This is a genomic window from Agarivorans sp. QJM3NY_29, from assembly GCF_050870835.2.
Taxonomy (GTDB): Bacteria; Pseudomonadota; Gammaproteobacteria; order Enterobacterales; family Celerinatantimonadaceae; genus Agarivorans.
On the sequence record NZ_CP194036.2, the window covers coordinates 3,579,470 to 3,596,215 of the forward strand.

Sequence of the window (16,746 nt, forward strand, 5' to 3'; positions counted from 1 at the left end):
AGTTACCTGTATTTTTTATAACCTTTGTGAGGCCGATCAAGCACATAATTCTTGAAAGCGATTTCAAAACATTCGTTGATAACGCTTTCAAATGTCATTTTAGTATATTATATCGATAGTTAAATTCAGCTCCAAAAAAAAACGCCGCAAAGCGGCGTTCTAAAATCCAATAAGAAAACCTTAATCGTTTAAATTTAATACATCACGCATATTAAACAATCCCGACGGTTTATCTTGTAACCACACAGCAGCCCTTACAGCGCCATTGGCGAAGGTCATTCGACTAGATGCTTTATGAGTTATTTCAACTCGCTCACCAATATCGGCAAACATCACGGTATGTTCTCCCACTAAATCTCCAGCACGAATGGTTGCAAAACCAATCGTCTCTCGATCACGCTCGCCAGTGATCCCTTCTCGACCGTAAACGGCTACTTTTTTCAGGTCTCTGCCCAAGGTGTCAGCGATCACCTCACCCATCCCTAAAGCCGTTCCCGAAGGCGCATCTACTTTATGTCGATGGTGACCTTCGATGATTTCAATGTCGGTGTAATCTCCCATCACTTGGGCTGCGATTTCCAACAACTTAAAGACTAAGTTCACACCAACACTCATATTCGGCGCAAACATAATGGCAATATCGTCAGCCGCTTCTTCTAGCTGTTGTTTTTGTTCATCGCTAAAACCAGTGGTGCCAATCACCATCTTTTTGTGGTTAGCCCGAGCCCATTCAATATGAGATAAGGTAACGGCTGGGGCGGTAAAATCAATAATCACATCGATGTCATCTTTCACTCGTTCCAAGTTCTCGACAATCGCTATATTCAGCTTGCCAAAACCCGCTAAGTCACCCACATCAATCCCAATTAAACTGGAACCGGGTCGTTCTGTTGCGGCCCCCAAGATCGCAGCATCACTATGATTCACAGCCTCCAGTAAATTTTTCCCCATTCGTCCATTGCATCCAACAATCGCTACTCTCACTTGCGACATTTTAACTCTCCTTTTCGAATCAGACTCTGCGACCGCAATTTGGAGTCGACTATAGCAAAGCAGATAAGATAAAACGAGGCTTCGCAATGATTTGAAACCACCTCAGCTAAAGCCACGAAGAGTAATCTTCTCCCCCAAAATTAGCAGTAACAGCAAATCTAATACCAATCTGATTCGCTATATAATCAACTTATTGCGCAGAATAAATCTGCCGTTAACGAGGCAGTAAGTGCCGTAACTAGCGGCTAAAATTACAAGATGCATAACGCAGTGAGCGATGATGTAGTCCAATAAGAATCAACTGATAATGAGTTAGATTGATATAAACAGTGGGTCAAGCAAATACCAAACATCGCAGGATGCCACGCAAGCCATTCCTATTGCGCCGGGATCGCAGGCACAAAAAAACCGGCTATAAAGCCGATTTATCAACAGAAGGGGCGATTAACCAAGAATGGCTAATAACTCAACTTCAAATACCAAAGCTGCAAACGGAGGGATGGCTGCGCCAGCACCTTGAGAGCCATAGGCAAGTTCTTGCGGGATATATAGCTTCCACTTATCACCCACTTTCATGCGCTGTAGGGCTTCAGTCCAACCTTTAATAACACCATTCACAGGAAACTCTGCAGGCTGGCCTCGTTTTACCGAGCTGTCGAACACTTCACCAGAAATTAAAGTACCTTCATAATGAACTTGTACCTTACTGCTTGCGCTCGGCGTTTCACCATCACCTTCAACCAAGACTTCATATTGAAGGCCTGTTTCGGTTTTATTGATTTCTGGGCGTTGGCCATTTTCCATTAAGAAATTTTCGCCTTCTGCCATTGCATCTTTATGTTGCTCGGCTTTCTTGGCTTCGATTTCTTTGGTTATTTCTTGGAATGCTGCGGCAATTAAAGCCTCTTCAACTTGCGGCTCCGCACCTTGCATGACGTCACGGATCCCATCTAGCATTGCGTTTACTTCTAAACCATCGAATGCGGCACGCCCAATTTGCTCACCAATTTGTAGGCCGTAGCCATAACTTGCTTGCGCAGCAGCGCCTTGATATTTATCGCTCATTTGCTCTCTTAAATCTACTTGCTAAAAACCACAAAGGTTAACATAAAGTTACTATAAAAACCGCGATTAGCGGACTAATTGCGCCTTTTTTTGAATAAAATGACTACCACAAAAATTAAATTCTCGTCGCTCATCACTAAATTCAAAACCAAGGTGTTGGTAAAACCCTTGCGCATGGTGGTTGTCTTCCATCACCCAACAATATAGTGCTTTAGATTTTACTTCACGGCAGGCATGCTCGAACAACAGCCTTCCCCAACCCTGACCAATCGCATCGGGGTCCAGATACAGGGCAGCAAGTTCGAGCTCCTGATCCACTTGCTCTAACATCAACAAACCTGAAACAAGGGGGGTATTCACTGTCCATGTACTACAATCTGTTGAGGCTATACGCTGCATCCACAACCGTTGATGTAATGAGACCGGTAAAGCCTGCAACATATTTTCTATCAACTGATGGTCATAAACGTGTTGCCAACTTCGTCGCTGCACCAAACAAATAGCGGCAGCATCGGCAGCCTGTGCTAACTGGATTTTCATTCGTTCAGCTAGGCTTAGCAGGCCGAACGCACTGCGGATTTTTCCCTTGCGCAAGAGCTTGCTTAGTCAATTGTTCCGCCCGCGGGAGCCGAGTTTCTAAATCACCAATTCGGGTCGTATTTGAGGGATGAGTAGAAAGAAATTCAGGAACCGAAGCTCCGCCAGCTTTTGCCATATTCTGCCACAAAGTCACGCTAGCCTTTGGGTCAAAACCAGCGCTCGCCATTAAATCTAAACCCATCAAATCGGCTTCGCTCTCTTGAGTTCGGCCATAGGGCAACATCACCCCATATTGTACGCCTAAGCCAAGAGCCGCCATCGCCAAGCCTTTATTATCGATGCTGTCACTCACCCCAATAGCCACCGCAGCCACCGCAGTTCCAACACCAACAATTTGTCCGCGAGATAAGCGCTCATTACTATGTTCAGCTAAAACGTGAGAAATTTCATGGCCGATCACTGTCGCCAATTGATCCGGTGTTTCAGCAAGCTCAATTAAGCCCGTGTAAACACCAATATGCCCTCCAGGTAAAGCGAAAGCGTTCACTTGTTCTGAATCGAAAACCACAACTTCCCATTGTTGTTGACCATAGTCACCTGGGATCTCAGCGGTCACGGCATTCGCCACGCAACTCACATAGGCATTGGTCGCAGGATCGTGAAAGATTTTCTCTTGTTTTTTGATCTCATCAAAAGATTGGGCTCCCAATGAACTCATTTCCGAGTCATCATAAAGTAATACCCGCTTTCGCCCTGTTGGCGAGGAAGAGCAGCTAAGTAAAACTAACAATGAGCTGGTTAACAGCCCCAATTTAAGCGATTTATTCATGAAATAATTCCATATTTGACAGTGCAGCAAGCCACCCAGATATCAATATCCTCAGTCTAGTCCACCATTTGAGCCAACGATAAGACCAAGGCACTAAAGCCATTGCTCTGGTCACGAACAAAAGGAGGGACTCTACCATCAACCACAAGTCGTGTCCTCGACTCGCTATAATAAGTATTCTCTGGTCGCCGCCCTCGCCACACAAAGCACCCTTTGCCAAAATCATAACATAGACCAATATCGCCTGAGTATTCGATTTAAGAATTCCGAGCCCTAAAATGAAGACATAAAAAAAGCGGCTATCGCCGCTTATTCATCTATAACTCGTTAGCTAGTGAGGTCATCAAAGAACTTTTTTACCCCATCAAAAAAGCCTTCAGCCTTAGGCTTATGTTTACTGCTGGCAGAGCCTCCACAGCTATCTTCAAGATCTCGAAGCAATTGTTTTTGAGTCTCATTAAGCTTCACTGGCGTCTCAACTATCACCTTACAGATCAAGTCTCCAATTGGACCACCACGAACCGACTTCACACCTTTACCACGCATTCTGAACATCCGTCCGCTTTGCGTTTCGTTCGGCACTTTTAAGCTCACACGACCGTCTAAAGTTGGAACCTCTATTTCTCCACCGAGAGCCGCTAGGGTAAAGCTAATAGGGACTTCACAATAGAGGTTATTTTGCTCACGTTGGAAAATAGGGTGTTCTTTCACATGAACTTGAACATACAAGTCACCCGCTGGGGCACCATTTTCGCCCGCTTCACCTTCACCGGATAAACGAACTCGGTCACCTGTATCAACGCCTGCAGGAATACTAACCGACAAAGTTTTAGAGCGCTCATAACGACCTTCGCCATGACACTTATGGCATGGGTCAGAAATAATCGAACCTTTACCTTTACAGGTTGGACAGGCTTGTTGCACCGCAAAAAAACCTTGGCGCATTTGCACCTGGCCCTGACCATGACAAGTACCACAGGTTTTTGGCTGAGAACCTTTCTTCGCACCACTCCCGTTACACTGTTCACAGTGAACTAAGGTTGGCACCTTAATCTCTTTCTTAATACCTTTAACGGCTTGTTCTAAGGTTAACTCTAAGTTGTAACGTAAGTCTGAGCCACGTTGCGGTTGGCGACGTCCACCACCACCGGCACGGCCGCCACCAAAGATATCACCAAAGATATCACCAAATGCGTCGCCAAAATCACCTTGTCCGCCGCCAAAGCCACCCGCACCACGGTTCGGATCAACCCCCGCATGACCATAATGATCATAGGCCTCTTTTTTATTGGCATTGCTAAGCACTTCATAGGCTTCTTTCACTTCTTTAAATTTTTCTTCAGAAGCTTTATCCCCCTTAGTGCGGTCAGGGTGGAATTTCATCGCCAAACGTTTGTAGGCTTTTTTAATGTCTCGTTCAGTGGCATCTTTGCCTAGACCAAGAACTTCGTAATAATCGCGTTTTGACATAGTTGGTGTTCTACTTTCTCGCTACCGCAAGTATTGGCTGTGATAGATGATAGAGATACGGGCGTTGCTCACACAACGCCCGTTATTTAGTTCATTTGAATCCAGATTTAAGAATTACTTCTTATCGTCTTTTACTTCTTCAAATTCGGCGTCCACAACATCATCTTGAGTCTCAGCAGTTGGTTCAGCATCTGCATCACCCGCATTCGCTTGTGCTTGTTGCTGAGCAACTTCCATAAGTTTTTGAGAGGCTTCGATCAGCGCTTGAGTTTTCGCTTCAATTGCAGCTTTATCTTCACCTTTACGCGCGGTCTCTAACTCTTCAATAGCTGCTTCGATTTTCTCTTTCTCGTCAGTCGGAAGCGCTTCACCCGCTTCTTCCACTTGTTTACGAGTACCGTGAACTAAAGCATCGGCTTGGTTACGAGCCTGAACTAACTCTTCGAATTTTTTATCTTCTTCAGCGTTAGCTTCTGCATCATTCACCATTTTACTGATTTCGTCATCGGATAAACCAGAAGAGGCTTGAATGGTGATTTTTTGCTCTTTAGCCGTATCTTTATCTTTCGCTGATACGTGTAAGATACCATCGGCATCCAAATCAAAAGTCACTTCAATTTGTGGTACACCACGTTGTGCAGGGCGAATACCTTCTAAGTTGAATTGGCCTAGAGATTTGTTATCTGCGGCGCGCTTACGCTCACCTTGAATCACGTGTACAGTTACTGCGCTTTGATTATCATCTGCAGTTGAGAACACCTGTGACCCTTTGGTTGGGATAGTGGTGTTTTTCTCAACAACACGCGTCATCACGCCGCCCATAGTTTCGATACCCAAAGATAGAGGCGTTACATCAAGTAGCAATACGTCGGTTTTATCACCAGACAATACCGCACCTTGAATCGCTGCGCCCATAGCTACCGCTTCATCAGGGTTAACGTCTTTACGCGGTTCTTGACCAAAGAACTCAGTGACCGCTTTTTGTACCATTGGCATGCGAGTTTGACCGCCAACCAAGATAACATCGTTAATATCGCCAACTGAAAGATCCGCATCTTTCAAAGCAATTCGTAGTGGCTCTAGTGAACGTTGTACTAATTCTTCAACCAAAGATTCTAACTTAGAACGAGTCACTTTGATGTTAAGGTGTTTAGGACCCGAAGCGTCAGCAGTGATGTATGGTAAGTTAACATCAGTTTGTTGTGCTGAAGACAATTCACATTTAGCTTTCTCTGCCGCTTCTTTTAAGCGTTGCATCGCTAGTGGGTCTTGCTTCAAGTCAAAACCTTGATCTTTCTTAAACTCATCAACTAAGTAGTTGATCAAACGGTTATCAAAATCTTCACCACCAAGGTGAGTATCACCATTAGTCGCTAATACTTCGAAGGTTTTTTCGCCATCTACTTCATCAATTTCGATGATAGAGATATCGAAAGTACCACCACCTAAATCGTATACCGCAACAACATTGTCGCCTTTAGAGTTATTCACACCGTAAGCAAATGCAGCAGCCGTTGGTTCATTAATAATGCGTTTAACGTCTAGACCAGCGATTCGGCCAGCATCTTTAGTCGCTTGGCGCTGTGAATCGTTGAAGTATGCAGGAACCGTAATAACCGCTTCGGTTACGGCTTCACCTAGGTAATCTTCTGCAGTTTTTTTCATTTTTTTCAAAACTTCTGCAGAAATTTGTGGCGGCGCTTTCTTCTCACCTTTCGCTTCTACCCACGCGTCACCATTATCAGCGGCAACAATGTTAAAAGGCATAATTTGAATATCACGTTGCACTTCATCATCAGTAAAACGACGACCAATTAAGCGTTTAATCGCAAACAAGGTATTTTTAGGGTTAGTGACTGCCTGACGTTTGGCTGGCTGACCAACAAGGGTTTCGCCATCATCTGTATAAGCAATAATCGACGGCGTAGTACGATCGCCTTCGGCATTTTCAATAACTTTAGGGGTATCGCCATCTAAAATTGCAACACAAGAGTTAGTGGTTCCCAAATCGATACCAATAATTCGACCCATGGTGGTGTTCTCCAAATTCTGTTTATTACTAATATTCTTTGTTGGATCATAAGTTGGGGGCGTCATTTTTCTTTTCAAGGGAAAAATCAAAAAAAATAAGCAAAATTTACTATCTCGTTATTTTCTTTCAGCACACTTCCACTCACCAACAAACATCATTGGCAGTTAAATAAACCAACCAACCTATAGGATTAAGCAGCTAAAATGGATTTTCTTATAACCTGTGGTACTATGCGCCAAACTTAAAGCTATATGCAGGCCAAAATCCTGCATAAAAATAGAGAAAAGAAATGATGAATACCTCTAAATTAAGTCTGACTCATAAAATATTAATTGGGATGATTACCGGCATCGCGCTTGGTGTGTTCTTGCAAACTTTTTTTGCTGAATCGACCTTTGTAAAAAGCTATATCGTGGATGGGATCCTCAACATTACGGGCTCTATATTTGTTGCCAGCTTAAAAATGTTAGTGGTTCCCTTGGTCTTTGTCTCGTTGGTGTGTGGTGTTGCCTCCATGAAAGACACCGCGCGTCTTGGACGATTAGGTGGCAAAACGGTGCTGCTTTATCTAGCCACTACCGCCATCGCCATTTCTTTAGCGATGGGCGTGGCTCTATTAGTACGCCCTGGTTCAGGTCTAGAAATGGTAAGCGATGCCGCTTTTCATGCCAAACAAGCGCCGAGCCTAAGCCAGGTGATCATCGACATGTTTCCGAATAATCCAATTGCCTCTATGGCAAAGGGCAACATGTTGCAAATCATTGTGTTTGCATTGTTATTTGGGGTCGCTATCGCGATTTCCGGCGAATCAGGTAAGCGTATTGCGAGCCATTTTGAAGATTTAAATGTCGTGATTATGAAATTAGTCACGATCCTGATGAACTTAGCGCCCTATGGCGTATTTGCCCTACTAGCCAAATTGTTCTTCGAGATAGGCTTTAGCGCAATTGCTAGCCTCATGAGTTACTTTATGGTGGTATTAGTTGTGCTACTGCTTCACTCATTGGTGATCTATCCAGTACTCCTTAAAGTGCTAACGGGTCTAAATCCGTTTTTGTTTATCAAAAAAATGCGGGAAGCCATTGTATTTGCGTTTAGTACCGCATCTTCAAATGCGACTATTCCAGTCACCATGGAAACCGCAACCCATAAGTTGGGGGTACGTAACTCAACCGCTTCCTTCACCATTCCTTTAGGTGCAACGATTAACATGGATGGCACCTCTATTATGCAGGGCGTGGCAACCATCTTTATCGCAACAGTTTACAGTATCGATTTAAGTGCTGGTGATTTCATGCTGGTGATTGTGACCGCAACCTTAGCTTCGGTAGGTACTGCAGGAGTCCCCGGCGTCGGCCTGATTACTCTCGCCATGGTGTTACAGCAAGTGGGACTGCCGGTAGAAGGGATCGCCTTAATTATTGGCGTTGACCGCTTATTAGACATGGTTAGAACCGCAGTGAATATTACCGGAGATAGCATGGTAACCGTTGCAGTTGCTAAGTCTGAGGGGGACTTAAACTTAGAGACCTACAACAACCCTCTCGCGGGTTTATCAGAAGAAGAGGTGCGCCTGCCTCACGAATTAGCAAATGATATGCCGCGCGACATAGAAAAAGCCTAAAGCCGAACCAATAAAAAATGCGGTCCAATGACCGCATTTTTTATGCCGCAAAACTTAGCTTTGCTCCAAGCCACTTTGAGTGATATTTAAATTATTTAAAATGCCATTTTGAATCGAATAAATACAGCCGTGTACCGCCAAGAGTTGGCCCTTCTCCCAAGCATTTTGCACGATGGTGGTTTGGCAAACATTCTTTACTTGCTCAATCACGTTTAGTTCACATAGTCGATCGCCACGTTTGGTTTTATCTTCAATTGCATCCAATTCTGCTTGGTGAAAACGGTAAACATCTTTGATGTGACGTAACCAATTATCGATCAAGCCTTTCTGTTCATCTTCCATCGAAGCCAATACGCCACCACAACCATAATGGCCGGTGACAATAATATGCTTCACCTTCAATACATCAACCGCATATTGAATCACCGAGAGACAGTTTAAATCGGTGTGCACAACCACGTTGGCAATATTACGATGAACAAAAACTTCCCCTGGCGGTAATCGCGCTAACTGATTGGCCGGAACCCGACTATCGCTGCAGCCAATCCATAAAAATTCAGGTGATTGTTGTTCGGATAGGTCGGTAAAAAAGGAGGGATTCTGCTCTTTTATATCTTTTGCCCAACTACGATTATTGTTTATTAGCAGATCTAAACTATTCATTAACACCTCAATTACACTTACCTCGTTAATATTGGCCATTATATTGCCCGATGCAGCAGTTCACCGCTACTGTTTAAGCACAATTAAAAAGGAAACTCAGTTTGACCGGTGCCACTTTGTTGTTTTGCCTGCTCAGCAAGTAATTGACGTTGTTTTCGAATATAACGCTGCCGACGTTGTTTACTTAACCGCAAAATGTTTTGTTGCTGGGAACTATCCAAAGTTTGCCAAGCAAATCGCTCTTGACGACTACGAAAGCACCCCAAACACAAACCACGACTATTGGTCTGGCAAATACCACGACAAGGATTGGGGATATCAAAAATCTCAAGCTGTTCCATCTAGCGAAGCCCTACGCCTACGACCAACAATACGAACAATTTCTATTTAGTTATTAACCATGGCATAGCTTACCCGATCAGGTCAAAAAAACATCGAAAATGCGGCTCAAGATAAGTCGTGGCAGCAGGTAATACCAATCTGATTAATTATATACTCAACTTATTGCGCAGAATAAATCTATCGACAACCAGCCATAAAGTGCAGTAAGCAGTGGCTCCAATTACAAGATGCATCAGGCAGTTAGCGCTGATTTAGGCCAGCAAGAATCAACGGATAATGAGTTAGATTGGTACAAAATGAAGATAACTTTCTGACCCAATAAGGCCCACAAAAAAGGGACCATACTCGGTCCCTTTCATCAATCATCAACAAATCCAGCTTAGGCGTTGGTATCGACCGATGCAGCTTTGGAGATCATCACCATCGCGGGGCGTAACAAGCGACCATTTAGCTCATAGCCTTTTTGCAATACCGCAACCACAGTATTGGGTGCGACACCTTCAACCTCTTGCATGCCCATTGCCTGATGTTTCGCAGGATCAAAGGTATGATCCTGTGGAGAAATTACTTCGATTCCGAATTTCTTCACTGCATCCAATAAAGCTTTCAGGGTTAATTCAACCCCCTCAATCATTGCAGCAAGCGCATCATCCTCATGATTGGCATGTTGCAGGGCCATCTCCATATTATCGATAACTGGCAGTAATTCATTGGCAAACTTTTCCAAAGCAAATTTACGCGCCTTATCCACTTCCTGAGCGGAACGACGACGAATATTATCTACTTCGGCTTTGGCTCGCACAACGCTGTCTTTTTGATCGGCAACGGTCTGCTCTGCTGTCGCTAAACGCTCCAATAACTCTGCAATACTAATTTCTTCAGCCGCCGACTCATTTTCTTCTGCGCTTTCTGGCTCGACAAGTTCTGCCTCAACGGCATCAACGACTTGTTCGTTATCATTTTCTAGCGGCACGTCTTCAGTCTGTGGTTTGTTTTGCTCACTGCTCATGCAGGGTCTCCGTAATTCTTCACAAATAACACTAATCTGATGCATATTATGGGGATCAAAGCCGTTGTTTCAAGTGATAGTCACGATAAAACTAGCTGAGTTTGATTTACCCGCGTTATAATCGTCAGTAACACAACGTTAAATCAACAAGTTATGACTCAATCTTTCAACACTATTGGTTTGATCGGAAAACCTCACCACGAGGGAGCCAATAACACCCTAACCGCACTCTATCAGTGGTTAAAAAAGCAATCTTTTACAGTACTGGTAGAAGAAATTACCGGTGCCCAACTGGCAATTAGTGACTTACCTTTAGTCAGTATTACCAATTTAGGAGAACAGGCCGACCTAGCAATCGTGGTAGGCGGCGACGGCAATATGTTAGGCGCAGCTCGAGTATTGGCCGACTACGACATTGCGGTGATTGGCGTGAATCGTGGCAACCTTGGTTTTCTAACCGATTTAGATCCAGATAACTTCGAACAACCCTTACAACAGGTACTGAATGGTCAATTTGTTACCGAGAAACGTTTCCTATTAGAAGCACAAGTGCTTAGACATAACACGGTAAAAAGCAGTAATAGCGCGGTCAATGAAGTGGTATTACACCTCGACAAAGTTGCCACCATGCTTGAGTTTGAAGTTTACATCGACCAACACTTTATCTTAAGTCAACGTGCTGACGGAATTATTGTTACCACTCCCACTGGATCAACCGCCTATTCACTCTCCGCTGGCGGACCAATTTTAACCCCAAATTTAGATGCCATTGCTTTAGTTCCGATGTTTCCTCACACCTTAAGTTCACGCCCCATCGTGGTGAACAGTGAAAGTGAAGTAAAATTAAAATTGTCACATGACAACAGTGAACACATGCATATCAGCTGTGACAGCCATATCTCTTTGCCAGTGTTGCCAGGCGATGAAGTCATTATTCGCAAACAAGCTAATCCGCTGCGCTTAGTTCACCCAACCAACTACGACTATTTTAAGATTTTGCAAACTAAATTGGGCTGGGGAAGCCGACTTTTCTAATAACAACAGCAGCAGCTACAAAGGATTTGAGAATTTGACAAATACCGCCACGCCAATTGTTAAGAATCGCCAACAAGTGGTTGAGATAATGCGCCACCTCAAGTTTAGCGACATTTTAGACGTACAGTTTGTCAAACAAGGGAATGTGCGTATCAAGTGTAAATTGCTTGGTCTCGATGATACTAACTTTCTAATGTTTGCCATTCCTCGCTATGCGCAACAGGGTCACAATGATGTACTCGTCGAAGGCATGGACTGCATTGTACGCTCCATTATAGAAGGAGAAGCGGGCCAATGTATTGCCTTTCGCAGTGTAATTACCGACATCATCAAATCCCCCAAGCACCTAATTTTTGTAAAATACCCCAACGAAATAGAACATTTCAGCCTACGTAAGCAACAGCGGGTAGCGATTCGCCTCCCAGCCACAATTAGCCACCGCTCCTCGGTGAGCGACCAACAAGTAGAACATGATTTAAATTTTGAAGGGATTATTTTGGATCTGTCCGCTGGAGGCTGCCGCTTCAAACTGGAATGGCCAGAAAGTTACGGTCCATTTTTATTAGAAAACATCTTTGTTTATATCCGCTTCCCCACTCAAATGGACAATAATGTGGTGATCGAAGGGAGCGTAAAAAGCCAAAGCCGAGATGGTTTAAATCATCTCGCCGTTGGCATCAAGTTCGAAGGGAAAGTCGCGCTAGATAACATTTTCAAGCATCTAGCGCTCGACATATAAAGGCAAAGCAAGGCTTTATCCTTAAGTGCTAATGGTAATAAAACTATCGCAATAAAACTAAGCGACTTCGGCTTTCTGCGGATGATCAAACAACCGAATTACAATTAAGCTAACCAAGGCCACCAATAAAAAACCAAGTACAATCGGGTAACAGGTAAAATTAAAGCTAAAACCGATTAAACTGCCGATTGGGATCCCCACCAGAGTTGATATAAAAGCAACAAAAGCTGAGCCCATCCCCGCGATAGCCCCTAAAGGCTCCATCGCCAAAGAATTCAAATTACCAAATAAAATACCAATACAAAAGAATGCCGGCATCATATAAACCATCAATAAAAAGAGCGACGGGACGCCATTGGTACTGATGAGTACACCAACAAACAAAACACTTAAACTCAGTAGGCACCACAACGCAATGTGGATCATTTTACGCATCCCAATACGGATCACCCAACGACCATTCACCAGCGATGCGACCCCAATCGAGCCAGCGGCCAACGCAAACAGTAAAGCAAAATTACTACCCTGATGGTAGAGTTGAATAAATAGCAGTGGCGCACTGTTCAAGTACCCCATAAATGCCCCAAATATCAAGCCAGAGACAAAGGTATAGGCCAAAGCAGCTCGCTCATTCATCAGTACTTTTAAACTATCCACAAAACTATTAATCGTCAGCGGTCGACGCTTTTCTGGCACTAAAGTTTCTTCTTGAAAAAAGCCGAACCATAGAGCCGTCACAACCGCCATCAGTAGCAAGACGCCAAAAATCCAACGCCAATGAGCAATGCTCATCACTAACTGACCAAGTGCCGGCGCAATAATAGGAACCACAATAAATACCGAAAATACCACCGACATCACGCGCGCCATCGCCGCGCCTTTAAGCTGATCCCTCACCAAAGCCATGGTGATCACCCTTGGTGCCGCAGCCCCCATGCCTTGTAGCACCCGTCCAGCGATGAACCAAACAAATGAATCGGCCACAATGCACAAAATACTCCCCAAGATAAACAAACCAAAGCCTAAATAAATAGGGCGCTTACGGCCCACCGCATCCGACCAAGGGCCATAAATTAATTGGCCAATAGACAAGCCAACAAATAACCCGGTAATGGTCCACTGCACTTGAGTTGCAGGGCTGAGATTGAAGTCTTCGGCAATTGTCACTAAGGCTGGCAACATGGCATCGACAGCCAAGGCAACCAACGACATCATTAATGCCAACAGAACAATAAACCCTTTTGAGTGTGCCGGAGTCGTGCCCACAATAGCCCCTTTAAAAATGTGATCCAACTCAACTTATAACATGAGCTGAACAACAATTGCGATAAGCAATAACAATAATCCGCTTAGTTGCGCGAAAAATAAGCCAATCAAGCAGCTCTTAGCTGTGCATGAAAAGCTCAGCCTGAACGCTGACAATTAAGCCAACAGCTAACGAGTAAACTCAACAGCAAAGCCTCAAGCAAAAGCAAAGCCTCGGCAGAGCAATCATCAAAATAAACCCGTTAAAACCCAAGGCGAGAAATAGTCCAGACTCTGTGTATTATAGTTCAGCCTGAGTACTAATCTTCAGACTTGCCATGACTCAATAACATCGAGAGCAAAGCCACTACCGCTGAGCTAAGCATCAGTAACAACGACACTGCATTCAGTACCGGTGTTGAGCCTTCTCTTAAACGGTCGTACATCGCAATGGTCAGTGGCGCATCCGATCCCACTAACATCAAAGTGGTATTAAAGTTTTCAAATGACATCAAAAAACTAACCACTGCGGCACCCACTAATGCAGGGCTTAAAAAAGGCAGTACCACAGTAAAAAAAGCAACCCAACGACTGGCGCCCAAATTGAGTGCAGCTTCCTCAAAACTAAAATCAAACTTACGTAAACGCGCCAAAATAATCAGCGTTGAAATCGTCGTAATAAAAGCCACCTGGCCAATAACCACTAAACTAAATCCCGGTCGCAACCACTCCCATTCCCATAAAAAATACTCTTCCAAACCATTGGCCAGCCGGCTACTGGCCACCAATATTGCAACCCCCAAAATGACTCCAGGGATGACCAAGGGCAATAACAAACCAATATATAACCAGTTTTTACCCGGAAAATCGAAACGTACAAATAGCCAAGCATTGGCCGTAGATAGCAATAACGAAAAAACCGTAACCAAACAGGCGATCATGGCGCTTACGCCAATACTAGACAGCAAAGGCTGATCGTAAAATATCCCCAGTTTGGGTTGCTGCTGACCGATAAACCAATCGAGGGTGAATCCCTGCCAAGGCAAAGACGCATACAAGCTATCGTTAAAAGCAAATAAACCAACAATGCTCAAAGGCAAAGCCAAAAAAACCAAAAATCCAACCATATAGAAACGGTAAACCGTGTTGGCTGGCCCGCGTAACTGATGCAACATACTAAAGTCCTTTAACGCCCCAGCGTCTTACTGAATGATTGGCCACTCAGTTTCAGCCCCAAGGCGACCACCGCAGAAGAAACCACCAATAACACCACCCCAAAAGCAGCCCCTAACTCCCAGTTAAAACGAGTAATAAACTGGGTGAAAATTTGCTCGGTAAACCAGAGGCTATCTTTTCCGCCCAATAAGCGCGGCGTTAAGTAATTCCCTAAACACAGCATAAACACCATAATGCATCCAGAGACGATGCCTGGCATGGCATAAGGGATCACGATCGATTGAGTCACGTTCCAGCCGTTTCCACCTAAATCATAACCGGCTTCAATCAAGCTTTGATCTAAGCCTTCCAGCGTACTCACCAAAGGCACCACCATAAACAGCATGGAGGTATAAACCAAACCAATCAACATACTCACATCATTGTATAAAAACTCGATTGGCTGCTCGGTTAAACCCAGAGCCATTAAGCCTTGGCTAATCACTCCAGATTCGCGCAACAGGATCATCCAGCCATAAGTTCGCACTAACTCACTCACCCAAAATGGCAATAAACAACTCAGCAATAACAAGCGCTTGCTACGTCCCTTAGCCACTTTTGCGATAAAAAATGCAACTGGAAAACTAATCACTAAGGTAATAAAGGTGGCCAATAACGACATCCACACGGTGCGTAACAAGGTGTGCCAATACAAGGGTTCAGAAAAGAACTGCTGATACTGATAAAGGCCAACACTGTCACCCACACTATAATCACGCTTGATTAAAGATAGCTCTAACATTTGCAAATGTGGCAATACAATCAACAGCACAAACCACAGCAGAAAAGGCAAGATTAATAAATAAAAGCCCAGAGTTTTAGCTTTCACCGTTCACCTCTTTCGTGATACAGCGCGCTTGAGATGCATTCCAATAAATACGTAATGGGCTACCGACCACAATATTTTGCAAAGCAAAGTCAGCGCCAGGGGAAACCCGATAAAGCTCATCATGATGCTGGTCTCTCACCATTAAGGTCGAGCTGGCGCCATCAAACAGACACTCCTCAACCTTCACATCAAACTGATTATCCGCTTTCACATCTTCACCCACCTTGGCGATACCAATCGCCTCTGGCCGAACAAATACATTTACGGTGGTTTGCGGACGCTGCTGCACATCGGTTTCAACGATCAAGTGTCGCCCTCGGGCGGTCTTCAATAGCGCCACCGCTTGCCGTTGCTCGACCACCACAGCCGATAGTTGATTGGTTTGTCCAACAAACTTAGCCACAAAGGCTGACTGCGGTTGATAATAAAGTTGCTGCGGACTTGCCACCTGCTCGAAGCGGCCACGGTTCATCACCGCTACTTTATCCGACATCACCAAGGCTTCAGACTGATCATGCGTAATGTAAATAAAGGTGGTACCAAACTCACGTTGTAAGTGTTTAAGCTCAACCTTCATCTTCTCTCTAAGTTTTAGATCTAAAGCACCTAGCGGCTCATCAAGTAATAATAAACGCGGCTCTAAGACCAGACTACGGGCGATCGCAATCCGTTGTTTTTGGCCACCCGACAACTGGGCAATTTGCTTCTGTTGGCTACCGTCTAAACCCACTCGGCTGAGTACATCTTTAATTTTTTCGCTTCGCTCAGCCGCTTTCACACCACGACGCTTTAAACCATAAGCGATGTTCTCAGCCACATTCATGTTGGGAAATAAGGCCAAATGCTGAAACACCATATTCACCGGACGCTTATTGGGCGCCAGCTCATTGACTCGCTTTTGATGGATACGGATCTCGCCCTCACTGGGGAATTCAAAACCAGCGAGCATCCTTAGCAAGGTGGTTTTACCACAGCCCGAAGGCCCTAAAATAGAAAAGAAAGACCCAGCTTCAACATTAAAATTTAAACCGTCTACTGCGGTAAAATCAGAAAAGTGTTTAGAGAGGTGTTCACATTCAAGATCAAATTTAGCGTTTCCCGCCATAGTACAAGTAC

Annotated in this window: 16 protein-coding genes; 3 read left to right on the plus strand and 13 right to left on the minus strand. The window is 44.4% G+C overall.

Features of this window, described 5'->3' with window-relative positions:
• Window positions 1–180 precede the first annotated feature (180 nt).
• The 6 genes from dapB to dnaK all read right to left on the minus strand — a co-directional run bounded on the left by dapB (window position 181) and on the right by dnaK (window position 6,928).
• A complete protein-coding gene (gene dapB, locus ACRRS0_RS16290; RefSeq protein ID WP_432452166.1) occupies window positions 181–993 on the minus strand; it encodes a 4-hydroxy-tetrahydrodipicolinate reductase in 813 nt (270 codons plus the stop codon).
• A 444-nt stretch (window positions 994–1,437) separates the two neighbouring features.
• Window positions 1,438–2,058 carry an FKBP-type peptidyl-prolyl cis-trans isomerase gene (locus ACRRS0_RS16295; protein ID WP_432452165.1) on the minus strand — a complete coding sequence of 207 codons (621 nt, stop codon included), beginning with the start codon at window positions 2,056–2,058 and terminating at the stop codon, window positions 1,438–1,440.
• Window positions 2,059–2,124: 66 nt separating this feature from the next.
• Window positions 2,125–2,598: a GNAT family N-acetyltransferase gene (locus ACRRS0_RS16300; RefSeq protein ID WP_432452164.1), complete on the minus strand. Its 474-nt coding sequence runs from the start codon at window positions 2,596–2,598 to the stop codon at window positions 2,125–2,127.
• Between the two features lie 4 nt (window positions 2,599–2,602).
• Window positions 2,603–3,427: a M48 family metallopeptidase gene (locus ACRRS0_RS16305; RefSeq protein WP_432452163.1), complete on the minus strand. Its 825-nt coding sequence runs from the start codon at window positions 3,425–3,427 to the stop codon at window positions 2,603–2,605.
• Between the two features lie 327 nt (window positions 3,428–3,754).
• A complete protein-coding gene (dnaJ, locus tag ACRRS0_RS16310) occupies window positions 3,755–4,897 on the minus strand; it encodes a molecular chaperone DnaJ (RefSeq protein ID WP_432452162.1) in 1,143 nt (380 codons plus the stop codon).
• A 114-nt stretch (window positions 4,898–5,011) separates the two neighbouring features.
• Window positions 5,012–6,928 (minus strand): molecular chaperone DnaK, encoded by a 1,917-nt coding sequence (dnaK, locus tag ACRRS0_RS16315; protein WP_432452161.1) that lies wholly within the window; start codon window positions 6,926–6,928, stop codon window positions 5,012–5,014.
• A gap of 290 nt (window positions 6,929–7,218) precedes the next feature.
• On the opposite strand from dnaK, the gene ACRRS0_RS16320 reads away from it, so the two are divergent.
• Entirely contained in the window at window positions 7,219–8,553 is a 1,335-nt protein-coding gene (locus ACRRS0_RS16320) for a dicarboxylate/amino acid:cation symporter (protein ID WP_432452160.1), read from the plus strand.
• 54 nt (window positions 8,554–8,607) lie between these two features.
• Here the strand turns inward: ACRRS0_RS16320 and can are convergent, their stop codons facing one another.
• From can to grpE, 3 genes are all read right to left on the minus strand, one after another.
• On the minus strand, window positions 8,608–9,216 hold the full coding sequence (gene can, locus ACRRS0_RS16325; protein ID WP_432452159.1) for a carbonate dehydratase: 609 nt from the start codon (window positions 9,214–9,216) through the stop codon (window positions 8,608–8,610).
• Window positions 9,217–9,299: 83 nt separating this feature from the next.
• Window positions 9,300–9,557, minus strand: coding sequence for a DUF1289 domain-containing protein (locus ACRRS0_RS16330; protein WP_432452158.1), 258 nt, complete (start codon window positions 9,555–9,557; stop codon window positions 9,300–9,302).
• 380 nt (window positions 9,558–9,937) lie between these two features.
• Window positions 9,938–10,567 carry a nucleotide exchange factor GrpE gene (gene grpE / locus ACRRS0_RS16335; protein ID WP_432452157.1) on the minus strand — a complete coding sequence of 210 codons (630 nt, stop codon included), beginning with the start codon at window positions 10,565–10,567 and terminating at the stop codon, window positions 9,938–9,940.
• Between the two features lie 153 nt (window positions 10,568–10,720).
• Between grpE and nadK the strand changes: the two genes are divergently transcribed.
• Together nadK and ACRRS0_RS16345 are read left to right on the plus strand one after the other, a co-directional pair.
• Window positions 10,721–11,602: an NAD(+) kinase gene (nadK, locus tag ACRRS0_RS16340; protein WP_432452156.1), complete on the plus strand. Its 882-nt coding sequence runs from the start codon at window positions 10,721–10,723 to the stop codon at window positions 11,600–11,602.
• A 34-nt stretch (window positions 11,603–11,636) separates the two neighbouring features.
• Entirely contained in the window at window positions 11,637–12,341 is a 705-nt protein-coding gene (locus ACRRS0_RS16345) for a flagellar brake domain-containing protein (RefSeq protein ID WP_432452155.1), read from the plus strand.
• Between the two features lie 57 nt (window positions 12,342–12,398).
• On the opposite strand, the gene ACRRS0_RS16350 is transcribed toward ACRRS0_RS16345, so the two are convergent.
• From ACRRS0_RS16350 to ACRRS0_RS16365, 4 genes are all read right to left on the minus strand, one after another.
• The gene (locus ACRRS0_RS16350; protein WP_432452154.1) at window positions 12,399–13,607 is read right to left on the minus strand and encodes a multidrug effflux MFS transporter; all 1,209 of its coding nucleotides are present in this window, start codon (window positions 13,605–13,607) and stop codon (window positions 12,399–12,401) included.
• A gap of 299 nt (window positions 13,608–13,906) precedes the next feature.
• Window positions 13,907–14,761: an ABC transporter permease gene (locus ACRRS0_RS16355; protein WP_432452153.1), complete on the minus strand. Its 855-nt coding sequence runs from the start codon at window positions 14,759–14,761 to the stop codon at window positions 13,907–13,909.
• A gap of 11 nt (window positions 14,762–14,772) precedes the next feature.
• Window positions 14,773–15,630, minus strand: a complete 858-nt coding sequence (locus ACRRS0_RS16360) for an ABC transporter permease (protein WP_432452152.1) — start codon at window positions 15,628–15,630, stop codon at window positions 14,773–14,775.
• Window positions 15,620–16,735: an ABC transporter ATP-binding protein gene (locus ACRRS0_RS16365; protein WP_432452151.1), complete on the minus strand. Its 1,116-nt coding sequence runs from the start codon at window positions 16,733–16,735 to the stop codon at window positions 15,620–15,622. The genes ACRRS0_RS16360 and ACRRS0_RS16365 overlap by 11 nt, the downstream gene beginning before the upstream one ends.
• Window positions 16,736–16,746 lie beyond the last annotated feature (11 nt).